This window comes from Sphingomonas sabuli (assembly GCF_014352855.1).
Classification (GTDB): domain Bacteria; phylum Pseudomonadota; class Alphaproteobacteria; order Sphingomonadales; family Sphingomonadaceae; genus Sphingomicrobium; species Sphingomicrobium sabuli.
In genome coordinates, this window is record NZ_CP060697.1 from 1,488,271 (window position 1) to 1,502,470 (window position 14,200).

At 64.6% G+C, this 14,200-nt stretch carries 8 protein-coding genes; 3 read left to right on the plus strand and 5 right to left on the minus strand.

What is annotated here, in order from left to right:
* Positions 1 to 15 precede the first annotated feature (15 nt).
* Positions 16 to 2,058 carry a glycoside hydrolase family 97 protein gene (locus H8M03_RS07460; RefSeq protein WP_425506869.1) on the minus strand — a complete coding sequence of 681 codons (2,043 nt, stop codon included), beginning with the start codon at positions 2,056 to 2,058 and terminating at the stop codon, positions 16 to 18.
* Between the two features lie 208 nt (positions 2,059 to 2,266).
* Between H8M03_RS07460 and H8M03_RS07465 the strand changes: the two genes are divergently transcribed.
* Positions 2,267 to 3,628: an MFS transporter gene (locus H8M03_RS07465; RefSeq protein ID WP_187478842.1), complete on the plus strand. Its 1,362-nt coding sequence runs from the start codon at positions 2,267 to 2,269 to the stop codon at positions 3,626 to 3,628.
* Here the strand turns inward: H8M03_RS07465 and H8M03_RS07470 are convergent.
* Positions 3,625 to 5,931: a glycoside hydrolase family 3 N-terminal domain-containing protein gene (locus tag H8M03_RS07470; protein WP_246448796.1), complete on the minus strand. Its 2,307-nt coding sequence runs from the start codon at positions 5,929 to 5,931 to the stop codon at positions 3,625 to 3,627. The genes H8M03_RS07465 and H8M03_RS07470 overlap by 4 nt on opposite strands.
* 145 nt (positions 5,932 to 6,076) lie before the next feature.
* Here H8M03_RS07470 and H8M03_RS07475 point away from each other — a divergent pair, with 145 nt between their 5' ends.
* Entirely contained in the window at positions 6,077 to 7,066 is a 990-nt protein-coding gene (locus H8M03_RS07475) for a LacI family DNA-binding transcriptional regulator (RefSeq protein ID WP_187478843.1), read from the plus strand.
* Positions 7,063 to 8,499 (plus strand): glucoamylase family protein, encoded by a 1,437-nt coding sequence (locus tag H8M03_RS07480; RefSeq protein ID WP_187478844.1) that lies wholly within the window; start codon positions 7,063 to 7,065, stop codon positions 8,497 to 8,499. Before H8M03_RS07475 ends, H8M03_RS07480 begins: the two co-directional genes overlap by 4 nt.
* Here H8M03_RS07480 and H8M03_RS07485 read toward each other — a convergent pair whose 3' ends face one another.
* The 3 genes from H8M03_RS07485 to H8M03_RS07495 are packed head-to-tail and all read right to left on the minus strand — an operon-like array spanning position 8,500 to position 14,009.
* Complete coding sequence (locus H8M03_RS07485) at positions 8,500 to 10,332, minus strand: family 43 glycosylhydrolase (protein WP_187478845.1); 1,833 nt, start codon at positions 10,330 to 10,332, stop codon at positions 8,500 to 8,502.
* Position 10,333: 1 nt separating this feature from the next.
* On the minus strand, positions 10,334 to 11,020 hold the full coding sequence (locus H8M03_RS07490; RefSeq protein WP_187478846.1) for a DUF6445 family protein: 687 nt from the start codon (positions 11,018 to 11,020) through the stop codon (positions 10,334 to 10,336).
* Positions 11,021 to 11,075: 55 nt separating this feature from the next.
* On the minus strand, positions 11,076 to 14,009 hold the full coding sequence (locus tag H8M03_RS07495; protein ID WP_187478847.1) for a TonB-dependent receptor: 2,934 nt from the start codon (positions 14,007 to 14,009) through the stop codon (positions 11,076 to 11,078).
* Positions 14,010 to 14,200 lie beyond the last annotated feature (191 nt).

The window sequence follows — 14,200 nt, forward strand, 5'->3', positions numbered from 1 at the left end:
GCGGCGATGGCCGGGTCAGCAGCCCTTGCCGGGCGCCAGCCGCATCGCTGCCCCGCCGCCCGAAGCCAGGAACAGGTCCAGCCGATCCCCCTTCCGCACGGTCCGGCTGTCGTAGGCAATCTTGTGCCGGGCTTCGGTAAGATAAGTGGAATCGGGCGCGTCCTTGTAGATCGTGGCGCAATAGGTCTTGCCGGGATCGAGGAAGCCGAAATCCAGGTTCAGCGTGCGCGCGGTCGCGTCGTTGACGCCGCCGGCGTACCAATCCTGGCTGTTGCGGTCCTTGCGCGCGAACATAGCATATTCGCCGATCGCGCCGGCAATCAGGTGACTCTCGCTCCAGTCGGCCGGGACCTTGGAGATGAATTCCAGTTCGCGCGGATGAGCCTCCAAGTTCTCGATGAAGTCGGCAGCCATCTGAATCGGCGAATAGATGGTGACGTAGAGGCCCAGCTGCTTGGCCAGCGTCGAGGCAAGCGGATTGCCGTTGCTGCCGACCAGGCTGAGCACGCCCGGGGTGAAATCCATCGGTCCTGACAACATGCGCGTGTAGACGAGGTTGGCCTCGTGGTTGGGCGGATTCCCGAACGGCTCCCAGCTATTATATTCCATGCCGCGCGCACCTTCGCGCGCCACCCAATTGGGATAGGTGCGGCGCAGGCCCGTGTCCTTGACCGGTTCGTGCGGATTGACCGCGACCTTATACTTGGCGGCGGTCTTCACGACGTCGAGATGATGGCGCACCTGCCGCTGGCCGTCATGATATTCCATCCGGACCTCACCTGGCCGGTCGCCCGGCGCGATGATCCCGCCGAGGTCGGCAACATATCCGGTCTTGGTCACGTCGATGCCAAGCGCCGCATTCTGCGCGAAAGCGGCGTCCAGCTGGCGTTCGTAGACCGCAATGTTGCCACCCGTTTCGTGGTGGCCGATCAGGTGCACGCCCTTGGACTTGGCATAGGCCGCCAGCCCGCGCAGGTCGAAATCGGGCACGGCCTCGGTAAAGCTGAACTCCTCCCCGGTGCCGAACCAGTCGCCGTTCCAGCCCTTGTTCCAGCCTTCGACCAGGACGCCGCGAAAGCCGTGGCGCGCGGCGAAGTCGATGTAATCCCGGGTCCGCGCCGTCGTCGCGCCGTGGGTCGGCCCTTCGGCCCACGACCATTTGCCGGAAATCATGCCCCACCAGATGCCGACATATTTGGCCGGCTTGAACCAGCTCACATCGCCCAACTTGTTCGGCTCGTTGAGATTGAGTTCGAGGTCGCTTTCGACCAGCTGCGGCAGCGTGTCCGCAATGCGGATCGTCCGCCACGGCGTGTTGAACGGCGCGGTCCGCGTCACCCGCGGCCCTTCGCTCGACGGCGCCAGCGTGGTGCGGAACCGCCCGCCGCCATACCCTTTCAGCCAATAGCCTGAATAATCGACCAGCGCGGCTTCGTGGATCGACACATAGGGACCGCCGGCCAGTTGCATCGTCACTGGCGTATGCACCGTGGGCACCGCGGCAATCGGCGTCTTCTGGTAAAGCTGCTCGTAGCGGTTCCACTCCCCGCCCGGGATCCACCAGGCATTGCCTTCGGGCGGCAGCACGAACTCCGTCAATTCGTCGGCGATATTGACCGTTTTCAGGCTGGCCTGGTCGGGAAATTCGTAACGGAAGCCGACCCCGTCATCGAACAACCGGAAGCGCACCGCGATGCGGCGCTGGCCGGGCTCGTCGCGGCGAAATCGGACCAGCAATTCATTGTGCCGGTCGGTGACGAACCGGCGCTCGCCCCACGGTTGTTCCCAGCGGCTGTCGGCGCTCTTCGTCTCGGCGCCTTCAAACCGCATCTTGCGATACAAGGCATATTGGTCGGTCAGATTGAAACCCAGTCGCGAGGGCTCAACCACTGCTTTGCCCGCGCGCTTGACCGCGTAAAGCATGTGGCCGTCATTGTCGGTGGTGATCTGAAGTACCGTCCGGCCATCGGGCGATGCGGCGCTAGCCAACACGGCGCCCGGTTGCGTCGCCTGCGCCAGCAATGGGGCGTCGCCTGGCGCGGGATCCTGTGCGGCCATTGCCGGCCCCGACAGGCCGGACGTCGCGACGACCGTAAGCAGTGCCGCCATTGCTTTCATTTTCACCTCCGCAAGCCCGATCTGGACAATCATTCTTGCCAGCGTGAAAGCGGTTACAGCGAGAGTCAATTCGGTGCCGCGAAGGAGAAATCCGATTCCGCGAAAGACCGCCTAGGCAAGGCTGCCCCCGACGCTTTATCCCGGTCAGATGCAGCCCCCCGCTTCTGCCGCGCCGGCTCGTCCAGGCCGCCCGCAACTCCTCCTGTTCGCGTTCGGGGACTTCGCCTTCAATCTTTACTGGCAGAGCGTGATGCTCTTCCTGCTATATTATTACACCGACGCCATCGGCCTTCCGATCCACGTCGCCGCGACCATCTACCTGATCGCATCGGTGTGGGACGGGATCGCCAACTTCCTCGCTGGGATGATCATCGACCGCCGTGCCGACCGCATCAATTTCGGCCGGCTGATCGCGGTCGGTGCAATTCCCATCGGCCTGTGCTTCATCCTCACTTACTTTCCGCCGCCCACCATCGGCTTGTGGGGCGTTGCGCTCGTGCTTGGCGCGCACATCCTGTTCCGCACCGCTTATGCCGGGTTGAACGTGCCCTATCTGGCGATGTCGGCGCGGATCAGCGCGCACCCGCACGACCGGTCGTTCGTCGCCGGCGCCCGGATGATGTTCGGTACCGCTGCAGCGGTCGTCGTCGCGCTCGCGACCGTCCAGCTCGGCGCCGCGATCACCGGGTCGAGCGGGGCGCGCGCGTTTTTCGGTGCTGCGCTCGTTTTCGCCTCGCTAGGCGCCGTCATCCTGATCGTCGTCGGCCTTGCCTATCGCGATGCCGTCCGCCCGCCGCCGCCCGGTCAGGGCTGGGGAACGACATTGACCGCACTGGCCCGCAACCGCGCTTTCGTCGCCCTCAACATCGCGACGATGGCGATGATCGTTGCCGTCACCGTGCTCGGCAAATCGGTGCTCTATTATTTCAAATATCTGCTCAACGATCCCGCCGCCGGCCAGCTCGCGCTCGCGGCGATGGGAATTGTCAGCGGCATCGCCATTCCGTTATGGATGCTGATCGGACGGCGCATCGGGCTGCGCCGGCTGTGGCTGGTGGCGACAGGCTTCGGCATGGCCGGACTGACCTTCTTCGCCGCGGTCGAGCTGCGCACGCCAATTGGCATGCAGACATTCCTGGTCGGGATGCAGGTCGTCATCGTCGGCCTCAACTTCGTGTTCTGGAGCCTGCTGCCCAACACCATCGAATATGGCGAGCGCACCACCGGCGTGCACGTCGAGGGCGCGGTGTTCGGTGTCGCCGCGCTGCTGCAACGGATCGCGATCGGCATCGCCACCGCCATCCTCGGCTACGGCTTCGCGTCGGCGGGCTATGTGCCGAACGTCCAGCAGAGTGCGGAAACGCTGCACGGCATGCGGCTGACCGCCGCGCTGGTGCCGCTCGCGTTTCTGGCTGTGTCTTATGTCGCGATGCTATTCTGCCCGATCGGCCGACGCACCGCCGCCAATCCGGACGACGAGCAGGCGATGCGGGAGATTGCGCCGATCTAGGCGGTCAGTTCGAACTGCCCGCTGACGCCCGGGCTTTCGGCGGACGGCGCGATGAACACGTCGAACAGGCCGGGTTCGACCATCGGCTTGTCCTCCGGCCCGATGAACGACAGGTCGCGGCTGTTGATGGTGAATTCGACCACCTCCGACTGGCCCGGGGCAAGCGTAATCTTGCGATAGGCCTTCAGTTCGCGGACCGGGCGGGTGACGCTTGCGGTACGGTCGTGGACGTAAAGCTGCACGACCTCCTGCGCCGCGCGTCGGCCGGTATTGCTGATCCGCGCCGCGACCTTGACGGTCCCGCCCATCGGCACCGACGGGGCGCTAAGGCGGAAATCCGAATAGCCGATCCGGCCGTAGGTCAGGCCATGGCCGAACGGGTATAGCGCCTCATTAAGAATGCCGCGGAAATGCGCCTTATACTCGTCCGGCTCGGGCTTGCGATTGGGCCGGCCGGTGCGCTTGTGCGCGTAATAATAAGGCTGCTGGCCGCTTTCCTGCGGGAAGCTGATCGGCAGCCGCCCCGACGGGCTTTCGACGCCGAACAGGATGTCGGCGATGGCAGTGCCGGTTTCGGTGCCGAGGAACCAGGTGACGAGGATGGCCGGAGCATCGCGCACCGCCCCGCTGAGCGCCAGCGCGCGGCCGTTCTTGAGCACGACGACGGTCGGCTTGCCGAGCTTGGCGATGGCTTCGGCCAGTTCCTGTTGCGGCGCCGGGACGACAATGTCGGTCCGCGACTGCGCTTCGCCAGACATGTTCTGCGCTTCGCCGATGGCGAGCACGACGATGTCCGCGCGTCGGGCGACGTCAAGCGCGGCGGCGATGCCGCCGTCGAGCGGCTTTTCGACGCCCGAACCTTCCGCGGCAATGACCGACGCCGGATTGGCGACCGCGGCCTTCATGCCAGTCAGCAAGTCGACCGCCTTTTCATCGTCGCCATAGACGCACCACGGCCCAATAAGGTCGTGCTGGCCGCTTGCGAACGGACCGATGACGGCAATGGTCTTGCCCGACCGCGGCAACGGCAGCAGGTCGCCGTCGTTCTTCAACAGGACGATCGACTTGCGCCCCGCTTCGCGCGCGAGGGCGCGGGTCGCTGGCAGCATCGAGCGCGCCATTTCTCGCTTGGGATCGATCCGGCCGAACGGATTGTCGAACAGGCCGAGCATCGATTTCAGCGTGAGCACGCGGCGCACCGATTCATCGAGCCGCGCCACTGGCACCGCGCCGTCGCGGACCAGCCCGGGCAGGAAGTCGCGATAGAGCCCGCTCTGCATGCTCATGTCGACGCCGGCAAGGAAAGCTAGGCGCGCCGCGTCCCGCTTGTCCTTGGCAAAGCCGTGTTCGATCATTTCCTCGTCGCCGGTATAGTCCGACACCACGAAACCTTCGAACCCCCATTCGCCGCGCAACACGTCCTGCATCAGCCAGCGATTGGCCGTCGCGGGGATTCCGGAAATCTCGTTGAACGAGGCCATTACCGACAGCGCGCCGGCGTCGATCGCCGTGCGGTACGGTGGCAGATACACTTCGCGCAGCGTGCGTTCGGAAATGTCGACCGTATTGTAGTCGAGGCCGGCTTCCGCCGCGCCATAAGCGGCGAAATGTTTGACGCAGGCGAGCATGTGCCGGTCGGATTTCAGGCTGGTGCCCTGGAAACCGTGGACCCGCGCGGCAGCGAACAAATTGCCCAGCAACACGTCTTCGCCGCCGCCTTCGACGCCGCGGCCCCAGCGCTGGTCGCGGGCGACGTCGACCATCGGCGCGAAATTCCAGTCGATGCCCGCGCCGGCCGCTTCGAACGCCGCGGCTTCGGCAGTGCGCCGCGCCAGATCCGGTTCGAAGCTGGCGACTTCGGCCAGCGGCACCGGAAAGATGGTGCGGTGGCCGTGGATAATGTCGGCCGCGAAGATCAGCGGAATGCGCATGCGCGATTCGCGCACTGCCGCTTCCTGCATGATGCGCGACATGACCGCGCCGTTGCCGTTGAAGACGCCGGTCAGGCGACCTTGCCGCGCTTCCGCTACCTGCTGGTCGAAATTGGCCCCGGCGCCGGCGGGGTTGAGCGAGGCCGCCTTGGTACCGCCCCAGGCCGAAGCCATCAGGCTGAGCTGCCCCGCTTTTTCTTCCAGCGTCATGCGCGAGATCAACGCATCGACCATCGGCGGGACCGGCGCCTTGGCGGCGATTTCGGCAAGAGCGCGAACCGGACTGACCAGCCAGGCGGCGACCGCGCCGCCCCCGATCAGCGCCGCACGACGAGATATCTTCAATCGACCTTCCATGTCCCCCAGCCTCATGGATTCGCGGAGTGGCAACGCTGCCCTTTCCATCCGCCCCGGTCAATGTGTAACCGGTTACAAATTTTACTCGCGACTCGCTTTTCGGGACGTTTCCGGCGCTTCCGGCGATGGCGTTGGCGGGCCGGTTGGAATAAGGTTTTGCATGGCCAACGTCACCATTCGCGATGTCGCCCGGCAAGCCGAAGTATCGGTTGCCAGCGTGTCGCGCGTGATCAACGGTGGCGACAGCGTCAGCGACGCGGTGCGCGACCGCGTCAACGGCGCCATTTCCAGCCTTGGCTATGTCCCTCATGCGGGCGCGCGCAGCCTCAGCCTTGCGCGGACCAACGCCATCGGCGTGATGCTGCCCGCGGTGCACGGCGAGTTCTTTTCCGAGATCGTCCGCGGCATGGACCAGGAAGCGTCGCGCCACGGCTACCTGCTGCTGCTCAGCAACCTGCCCGCCGGCAGCCGGCAGGCGCAGGATGCGCTCAACGCGATGCGCGGGCGGGTCGACGGCATGGTCATGATGGCGCCGCACCTTGACGCCAAGGAACTGAGCGAGACGTTGCCGCCGCGCATGGCGACGGTGCTGATCAACAGCCGTTCGCAGTCGGGCGCGGTCGGCGCGATCCATATCGACAACGCCCATGGCGCGACGCTCATCGTCGACCACCTTGTCGCGCAAGGTCGCCGGTCGATCGTCCATATCGCCGGTCCGCACGACAACGTCGACGCGCAGGAACGGCTGGCGGCCTACAGAACGGCCATCGCCCGCCACGGCCTTGAACCGATCGTGGTGCAGGGCGACTTCCTGATCGAATCCGGCGGCACTGCCTTGGCGAAGGTCTTGCGCGACGGCACCAAGTTCGACGCCGTCTTCGCGGCCAACGACAATATGGCGATCGGCGCGTTCGAGGCGCTTAAGGCCGCCGGGATCAGCGTCCCGTCGCAGGTCGCGGTGACCGGCTTCGACGACATTCCGCTGGCCCAGCACCTTGGCATCACCACGGTGCGCGTGCGCATTTCCGAAATCGGCGAACGCGCGCTGTCGATGCTTTTCGCGACGCTCGCAGGCGGCGGCGATCACGAAGACGAATATCATCGGCCGGAATTGGTGATCCGTTCAACCACGATGGAGCATTCGGCATGACACCAGCGCTCAACCGGCGCGCGCTGCTTGGCGGAATGACCACGGCCGCGGCCGCTGCGTCATGGGGCTGCGCGACGCGCCCGCTGACACCCGGGGCCGGCACGGGACGGACGCTGCCTGCGTTCTACGAGGATATCGAGCGGCGCACCTTCAACTGGTTCTGGGAAACCACCAATCGCAGCAACGGTCTGGTCCCGGACCGCTGGCCGACCCCGTCCTTTTCGAGCATCGCGGCGATCGGTTTCGGGCTGACCGCTTATGGCATCGGCGTGCATCGCGGCTGGGTCACGCGCGAAGCAGCGCGGGACCTGACGCTGACCACCCTGCGGACCCTGTGGACACTGCCGCAGGGACCGGCGGCGACTGGCGTCGCCGGACATTCCGGATTCTTCTATCACTTCCTGCACATGGACAGCGGGCTGCGTTACAAGCAGACCGAATTATCCAGCGTCGACACGTCGCTGTTGCTGATGGGCGTGCTGTTCGCCGGCGCATTTTTCGATCGCGACGACCCGGCCGAAGCGCAGATCCGAAAGCTTGCCGACGACCTCTATGCCCGCGCCGACTGGTCGGTTTTCTCAAGCGATGGCCGGCGCGGCATATCGATGGGCTGGCACCCGGAAACCGGGCTCATCGAACGTAATTGGGACGGGTATAACGAAGGAATGCTGGTTCACGTGCTGGCGCTCGGTTCGCCACGCTTCCCGGCCCCGGACGACAGCTGGGCCAACTGGATCCGGCCGATCCCCAATTTCTGGCGCGGTGCGGGTCCGACGCGGCGGATCGCGTTCGCGCCGCTGTTCGGACACCAGTACAGCCATATTTGGATCGACTTTCGCGGCATCCGCGACGCCGTCACGCGAGAGGCCGGCTTCGACTATTTCGAGAACAGCCGCCGCGCGACTTACGGCAACCGCGCCTATTGCGCGGCCAATCCGATGGGATGGCGCGACTATTCGAAGGACCTGTGGGGCCTGACCGCCTGCGACGGGCCTGGCGGCTTCACGCTCGAGGTCGACGGACGGCAGCGCAAATTCTACGGCTATGCCGCGCGCGGACCGGTCGGCGAGCCGGACGGGCTGGACGACGGCACCATTGCCCCGACCGCTGCGCTGGGGTCTCTGCCCTTCGCGCCGGAGATCGTCATTCCGTGCGCCGAGGCGCTTCGAAGGCGGCCTGGCCTATACCGACATTACGGTTTTGCCGACAGCTTCAACCCCACGCTGACCCACGTCCCGCAGCCGCTCGACACTGGCTCGGTCCATCCCTCGAACGGCTGGATCGCGACTGACTACCTGGGCATCGACCAAGGCCCGATCCTGTTGCAGGCGGCCAATTACCGCGACGATTTCGTCTGGAGCGTGATGAGGCGCGTGCCGGCCATCCGCCGCGGACTTCAGCGCGCGGGATTCAGCGGCGGCTGGCTGGGCTGATCAGCGGATCGGCACCGTGGTGCTGAGCCGCGAAACGCCGGCGCGATTGAACGCTTCGACCGCGACATAATAAGGCACGCCTTTGTTAAGCGACCGCAGCTCCTTGGTCAGTTGAGCACCGGTGCCGAGCTCGTCCGCCCAGACCTGGTGGGTCAGGGTCAGGCGGTCGGGCCGAATGCCGAAGCGGATGTTATAGCCGACGGCGCCGGGCACCTTTTGCCAGCTGATCGTCGCGTCTCGCGTGTCGGCATGGCGACGCGCCACGATCCTGGCGGGACGCGCGGGGTCGCGTTCGCTGCTGTTACCGAAGACGCGAAGATCGCTAATCGCCAGGTTCGCGCCGCCGATGTGACCGTGAACGTAACGGACGAAACGCAGCGTTTCGGGCTGCTTGAGTTCGAGATAGGCGTTGGGCCGATCGCGGCGCGGCGGCTCGGTCCGCGCGATTTCGTGCCAGTCCCGCCCATCGCGCGATCCTTCGATCCGGAATTCGGTGTAAATGTCGGGGGCATCGGCGAAGCGGCCGGATTTGTAATCGGCGAAGTTGACCTGAACCGCGCGAACCACGGCTTCGGTGCCCAGGTCGACCGTCAGGGTCTCGCCTGCATTCTTGGTCGCGGCGACCCAGAAGGTGCGCGGATTTTCGTCGGTCACCGTGCCGGCGGTGAAGGTATCCCGAGTGGACGAGGCGGTGGCCGCAGCGCGATAGGACAGCAGCATCCAGCCGGTGAACAGGCTGTCCGGATCCTCCACCTTCGAAGTCGGCGCGAAGAAAGGGAAATCGGCGAAGCGCGACGTGAACGCCATCTGGCCGTCGGGATAGATCCGCCCGGGGATGAGATCAATGCGCCGTTCGAACGTCCAGTTGTAGCCGATCCACGGCGTGCCGCTGTTCCACCAATTTCCGTACCGGTCCTGAAAGCTTGAGCCGTGGCCAGCACCCTGGACGAAGCCGCCGGGCTTGTATGCGATCGGGTTGTAGGGCGCGTAGGTGAACGGGCCGAGCGGTTTGTCCGAGACGTAAACGCCGTTGGCGTAGGCGTTAAACTCGGTCCCCGGCGCGCCATACTGCAGATAGTAAGTGTCGCCGGCCTTGTTCATCCAGGCGCCCTCGACATAAGGCTTGGTCGGCTGGCCGTTGGCGAGAAGGCCGCTATGGTCCTGACCGAAGCGCTCCCATCCGTGGTCTTCGGGCTTGAGCACGAACAGATGTTCGGCCGGCGTCTGGTAGATGATCCGCCCGCCTTCGAACGCGATCTTCCGGCCGTAGACCGGAAATACGTTGGACGATCCCCAATAAAGGTAGATCTGCCCGTCTTCCTTGAACAAGCCGGGATCCCACGGGCCTGGCGGGACCTCGTTGGGCTTCATCTCCTCGGGCGACTTGTCGGCGGTATTCGGCTGGGTGTCGATGCGGCGGACGAGATAGTCGAGCTTGCCCGTTTCCGGCGCATCGGAAACGTAGATCGACGTCGGCTGGGTGAAGCTGTGCGAGGGCTGGAGAATAAGCCGGTCGCCGTCCGACAGCAGCGCGGGAGCCACCACGCCGCCGTTCGGCCATTGGCTGGGCGTAATGAATGTCCAGGTGATGAGGTCGGTCGACCGCCAATAGCCGTCGGCGAGCGTCAGGAAGAGGTAATAGGCCCCCTTGTGATTGACGATCGCGGGGTCGGCGCCGGTGCGATAGGAAACGTCGCCGTTCACCTGCTCGAAATTGTAGCGATAGTCGATGTCGACGGGGTTGATGATCGTGCGCTGCTGCGCGGCCGCCGACGCGCCTTGGGCAAGGCCGGCAGCCAGGGCGATCGCGGCGCTGGCGGTGCGAAAATTCATGTCACTGTCCCCTGACGAAAAAGTTGGCGGTCAACCGGCCGGTGCGCGTATCGGGCGTCAGCGGCATGGCGTCGGTGATGATTCCGGAGTGCAGCAGGCTACCCTGGTATATCACCATCCGGTCCGGCACCGCGTCGACCGCACCGATCTGCTCGAAATGCGCATTTGACCCCTGGATATAGCCGGCCGGCTCTTCGCCCTTGCCGCCCTCGGCCTCGGCGAAGGCGACAAAGCGGTCGACGTTGGCGTCGTCGATCCGCTCGATCCGCGTGCTGCGCTGGCGAAAGAAGGCCGTGCCGCTGGGCGCGGGAATGCGCAAATAATGGAGCAGCGCGATATAATCCTGCTCGGTCGTGTCGAAATGCGGCGCGCGCTGCGGGACACGCAATTTTTCGGGCGGGCTGCAGACGATCGAGAAGCTGGCTTCGACCAGTTCGAACCGCTCGATGCCGAAGGCGCCGGCAATGAACGGCGCAGCTGCCTCGCAGCTTTTACGCGCATAGTCCCAAGCCGCGCCATCGTCGCTGCCGATGACCCGCCGGACGCCGGGATAATATCCGTGGTCGACCGGCGGAAATGGCGCCAGGTCGTCGGCCAGCGCGGCGATCGCGCCCGCGTCGCCGGAGAATTCGTCGATTGCCACGACCGCGCTTTGCGTATCGCCGAAGCGATGAAGGCTTGGCCTCACTGCACTCCCTGCCGGGAAGGCGGACGTTGCCGTCCCCCTTCCCCAGTCATCGCCGTCAGAACTTGTAGGTGAAGCCGGCCTGGAACTGACGCTGGTCGTTGCCGACCTGCCCGTTCTCGGTCAGCGGCGGCGGGTTGCCACCGCCCGCGCCCCAGCTCGAATAGGTGCGGTTGAGCCAGTTGAAGACATTGAACGCTTGGAAGTCGATCGTCGCTTCGTGACCCCACGGCGTCTTGAACGTCTTGGCGACGCGCATGTCGAGACGCTTGTAGGCAATGTCCTTCTTCGGGAAATAGACGCCGCCCATGTTGGCGTAGCAGCAGGCGCCCTGCGGCACCGGTCCGGTCAGCCCGGTCCATGGCGCAACGATGTTGCCGAACGCCGGACCCGACGACAGGTTGAGAATGCCCGACACGGTGAAGCCGAACGGAGCGCGCCAGTTGACCGAGGTCACCGACCGCCACTTGGCAATCCCGTTGACGTAGTTCCAGCCGTAGGTGTCGAGGTTCGGACCGTTGTAGAATTCGTCGCTGTTCAGCTCCTGCGCGACGTTGCTGCGAGCGCGCTGCAGGGTCAGCGCCTGGGTGAAGCCCCAGGTCGACTGCTCCGTAAACGGCTTCTCGATCTGCAGGAACAAGGCGTCGAGCCGGGCGCGACCATTGTTGAGACCGCGGTTCAGCTTGCCGTTGAAGCCGGGCAGCTGGCCGGTCGTCGCCGGGCAATTCGGGAACGGCCCGTTTGGCGTAAAGTCGATGATCCACTGATCGCCGCCGTTCATGCAGCCGTCCGGCGTCAGCACCACGGTGTACCAGCCGTTGCTGTAGAAGTTCGACCGCGCGAACATCGAGATGTTGTGCGATTCGATGTGGCTGTAGGTCAGCGTGGTGTTGATCTCGCCAAAGCGCTTGCGCACGCCAAGGTCGAACTGATCCGAATAGGGCAACCGCACCTTGTTCGGCAGAACCCAAACCGCGCCGCCGGTGAAGCCCTGGCCGGCCGCATAGGCCCGCAGCGCTTCGGGGTCGGAACAATAAGCGGGCGGAGCACCGCTCGCGCATTCCGTCAGCGGCACCGTCAGGACGACGTTTGCATTCTGCTGCTGTTCGATCACGCCCTGGATGAACAGGTTGCGATCGTAATAGCGGCCGATACCGCCGAAGAAGATCAGGTCGCCGTCACCGCGGACGTCATAGGCTGCACCGATGCGCGGCTGGAACGCCCCGTAGAACGGCTTCCGGTTGCTGCCATTCGAAATGTAATCCTCGGGATCGATGCCGCGCGCGGCCCAGCCCGGATAATTACGCAGCGCGTCGGCAATGGCCGCGGGCGTAACGTAATTCTTGTTGTTGGGATTGCTTTCGAAGTCCCAGCGAATGCCGGCGTTGACGGTCCAATGGTCGTCCGGCTTCCATTCGTCGGTGATGTAGATGCCAAGCTGCGTGCTCTTGGCCTTCAGGCCCGGCGCCGGGTTGACGTTGATACGCCCGGCAAACGGCGTTGCCGTGGTGATGTCGAACGGACCACAAGAAGAGACGGTCTGGTCGCACGGATTGGAGACGAAATAGGTGCCGTTGAAATTGGCCGCCTCGATCCGGTTCAAGTTGTAAAAGACCGCCTGGCCGCCGGCCTTGAGCGTGTGGGCGCCGCGACGCCAGGTGGCATCTTCGCGCAGCGTCAGGCTCTTGATCGTATCGTCCTGCTCGAAGCCGTTGGCGCCCAGCTCGACGATCCGCGACCCCGTGTCCGTCCCGTTCGACAGGACGTATTCGGGCCCGTCCGAGACGTTCGGCGCGCCCTGCGTCGCCTTGTCATAGGAGATGTTGACGAAGTTGGTGAAGTCGCCGGCGCTGTGCCGCCACTGCAGCTGGTAGCGATCCTGGTTCGTTCGAAGCAGGTGGCCGTGTTCCTGCACGGCGGTGCCGCCAAAGTCCGCAAGGTTGCTTTGCCGGCGGCGATACGCGCTCAAGTTGACCGTATCGTCGGGCGTCGCGAACCAGGTCAGCTTGCCGAAATAGAGTCGCTGCTTGAATTCGAGCGAAACCGCGCTGTTGATCTGGTCGCGGATGTTCTGCGGGATCACCGTCGCCACATCGTTGAACGTTGCCGGCGGACGCTTCTGATTGGTCCCTTCGACCGCAACGTAGAAGCTCAGCTTTTCCGGGATGATCGGCCCGCCGAAATCGCCGCCGAACTGGGTGCGGCTGGAATCGCGCTTGGGCACGTTGTTCTTCTTGTCGAAATAGGGTCGTTCGACCATCCATTCCGGCTGCCAGTCGACGAACACCGACCCGTGGAACTTGTTGCCGCCGGTCTTGGTGATCGCGCTCAGCAGGGCCGACGCCGACTGGCCGTTTTCGGCACCGAAGTTCTGCGTCTGAAGTTGGTATTCCTGGATCGCGATCTGCGGGAACGGGTTACCGAAATCGCCGAAGTTCTGCCCCAGCATACCGCCGTGGTTGATCGGGTTCTTGAAGCTCATCCCGTCGAGCAGGATGTTGGCGTTCTGCGGCGCGAGCGCGCCGGCCTGCAGCTGCTGTGCGCCGCTCGGCGAGATGAGTTCGACACCCGGAGCAAGCTGCGCGAAGCTGAGGAAGTTGCGCTGGTTCTGCGGCAGGTTTTCGATCTGCGACGGCGTGATGTTGGTCGACACCGCTTGCGGCGTCGACTGCTGCCGCACGCGCCGTCCGGTAACGACGATCGCGCCGGCTTCACCGGTCGCGGTAGTCGTCGCCGCGGTTTCGAAATCGACGATCGACGTTTGCCCGATCAACAGCGTCGTCTGTTGCGCCGGCTTGCCGTCGACGGCAACCGAATAGGTCGACGGACGCAGCCCGTAGATGGCGTAATTGCCTTCCGCATCGACGGTGCCGGTGACGGTCTGGCCCGTGTTGGTGTCGGTCGCGACGACCGTGGTCCCGGCCGCGGCGCCATCGACATGGCCCTGCAGGTTGGCCGAAGAATCCTGTGCGAACGCAGGCTGGGCCATCATCAAGGCGACGACGACCGCCCCCGTTGAAACGCTCGAAATATACCGCCGCTTTGACTGAAACATGCTCACAATGCCCTCTCCCCAAAAGGTGCATGTAACCGGTTACACAACAGAGTAGACCGGCACCGCCATCAAACAAGCCGAGCGAATCGACGGCTGTCAATTGCCAAATTGAAACTGCGGGATTTTTC

What these genes read in the sequence shown, in the direction of transcription:
- H8M03_RS07460 (WP_425506869.1), bottom strand. Translation starts at nt 2,058, where the DNA reads ATGGCCGCACAGGATCCCGCGCCAGGCGACGCCCCATTGCTGGCGCAG.
- H8M03_RS07465 (WP_187478842.1), top strand. Translation starts at nt 2,267, where the DNA reads ATGCAGCCCCCCGCTTCTGCCGCGCCGGCTCGTCCAGGCCGCCCGCAA.
- H8M03_RS07470 (WP_246448796.1), bottom strand. Translation starts at nt 5,931, where the DNA reads ATGAGGCTGGGGGACATGGAAGGTCGATTGAAGATATCTCGTCGTGCG.
- H8M03_RS07475 (WP_187478843.1), top strand. Translation starts at nt 6,077, where the DNA reads ATGGCCAACGTCACCATTCGCGATGTCGCCCGGCAAGCCGAAGTATCG.
- H8M03_RS07480 (WP_187478844.1), top strand. Translation starts at nt 7,063, where the DNA reads ATGACACCAGCGCTCAACCGGCGCGCGCTGCTTGGCGGAATGACCACG.
- H8M03_RS07485 (WP_187478845.1), bottom strand. Translation starts at nt 10,332, where the DNA reads ATGAATTTTCGCACCGCCAGCGCCGCGATCGCCCTGGCTGCCGGCCTT.
- H8M03_RS07495 (WP_187478847.1), bottom strand. Translation starts at nt 14,009, where the DNA reads ATGATGGCCCAGCCTGCGTTCGCACAGGATTCTTCGGCCAACCTGCAG.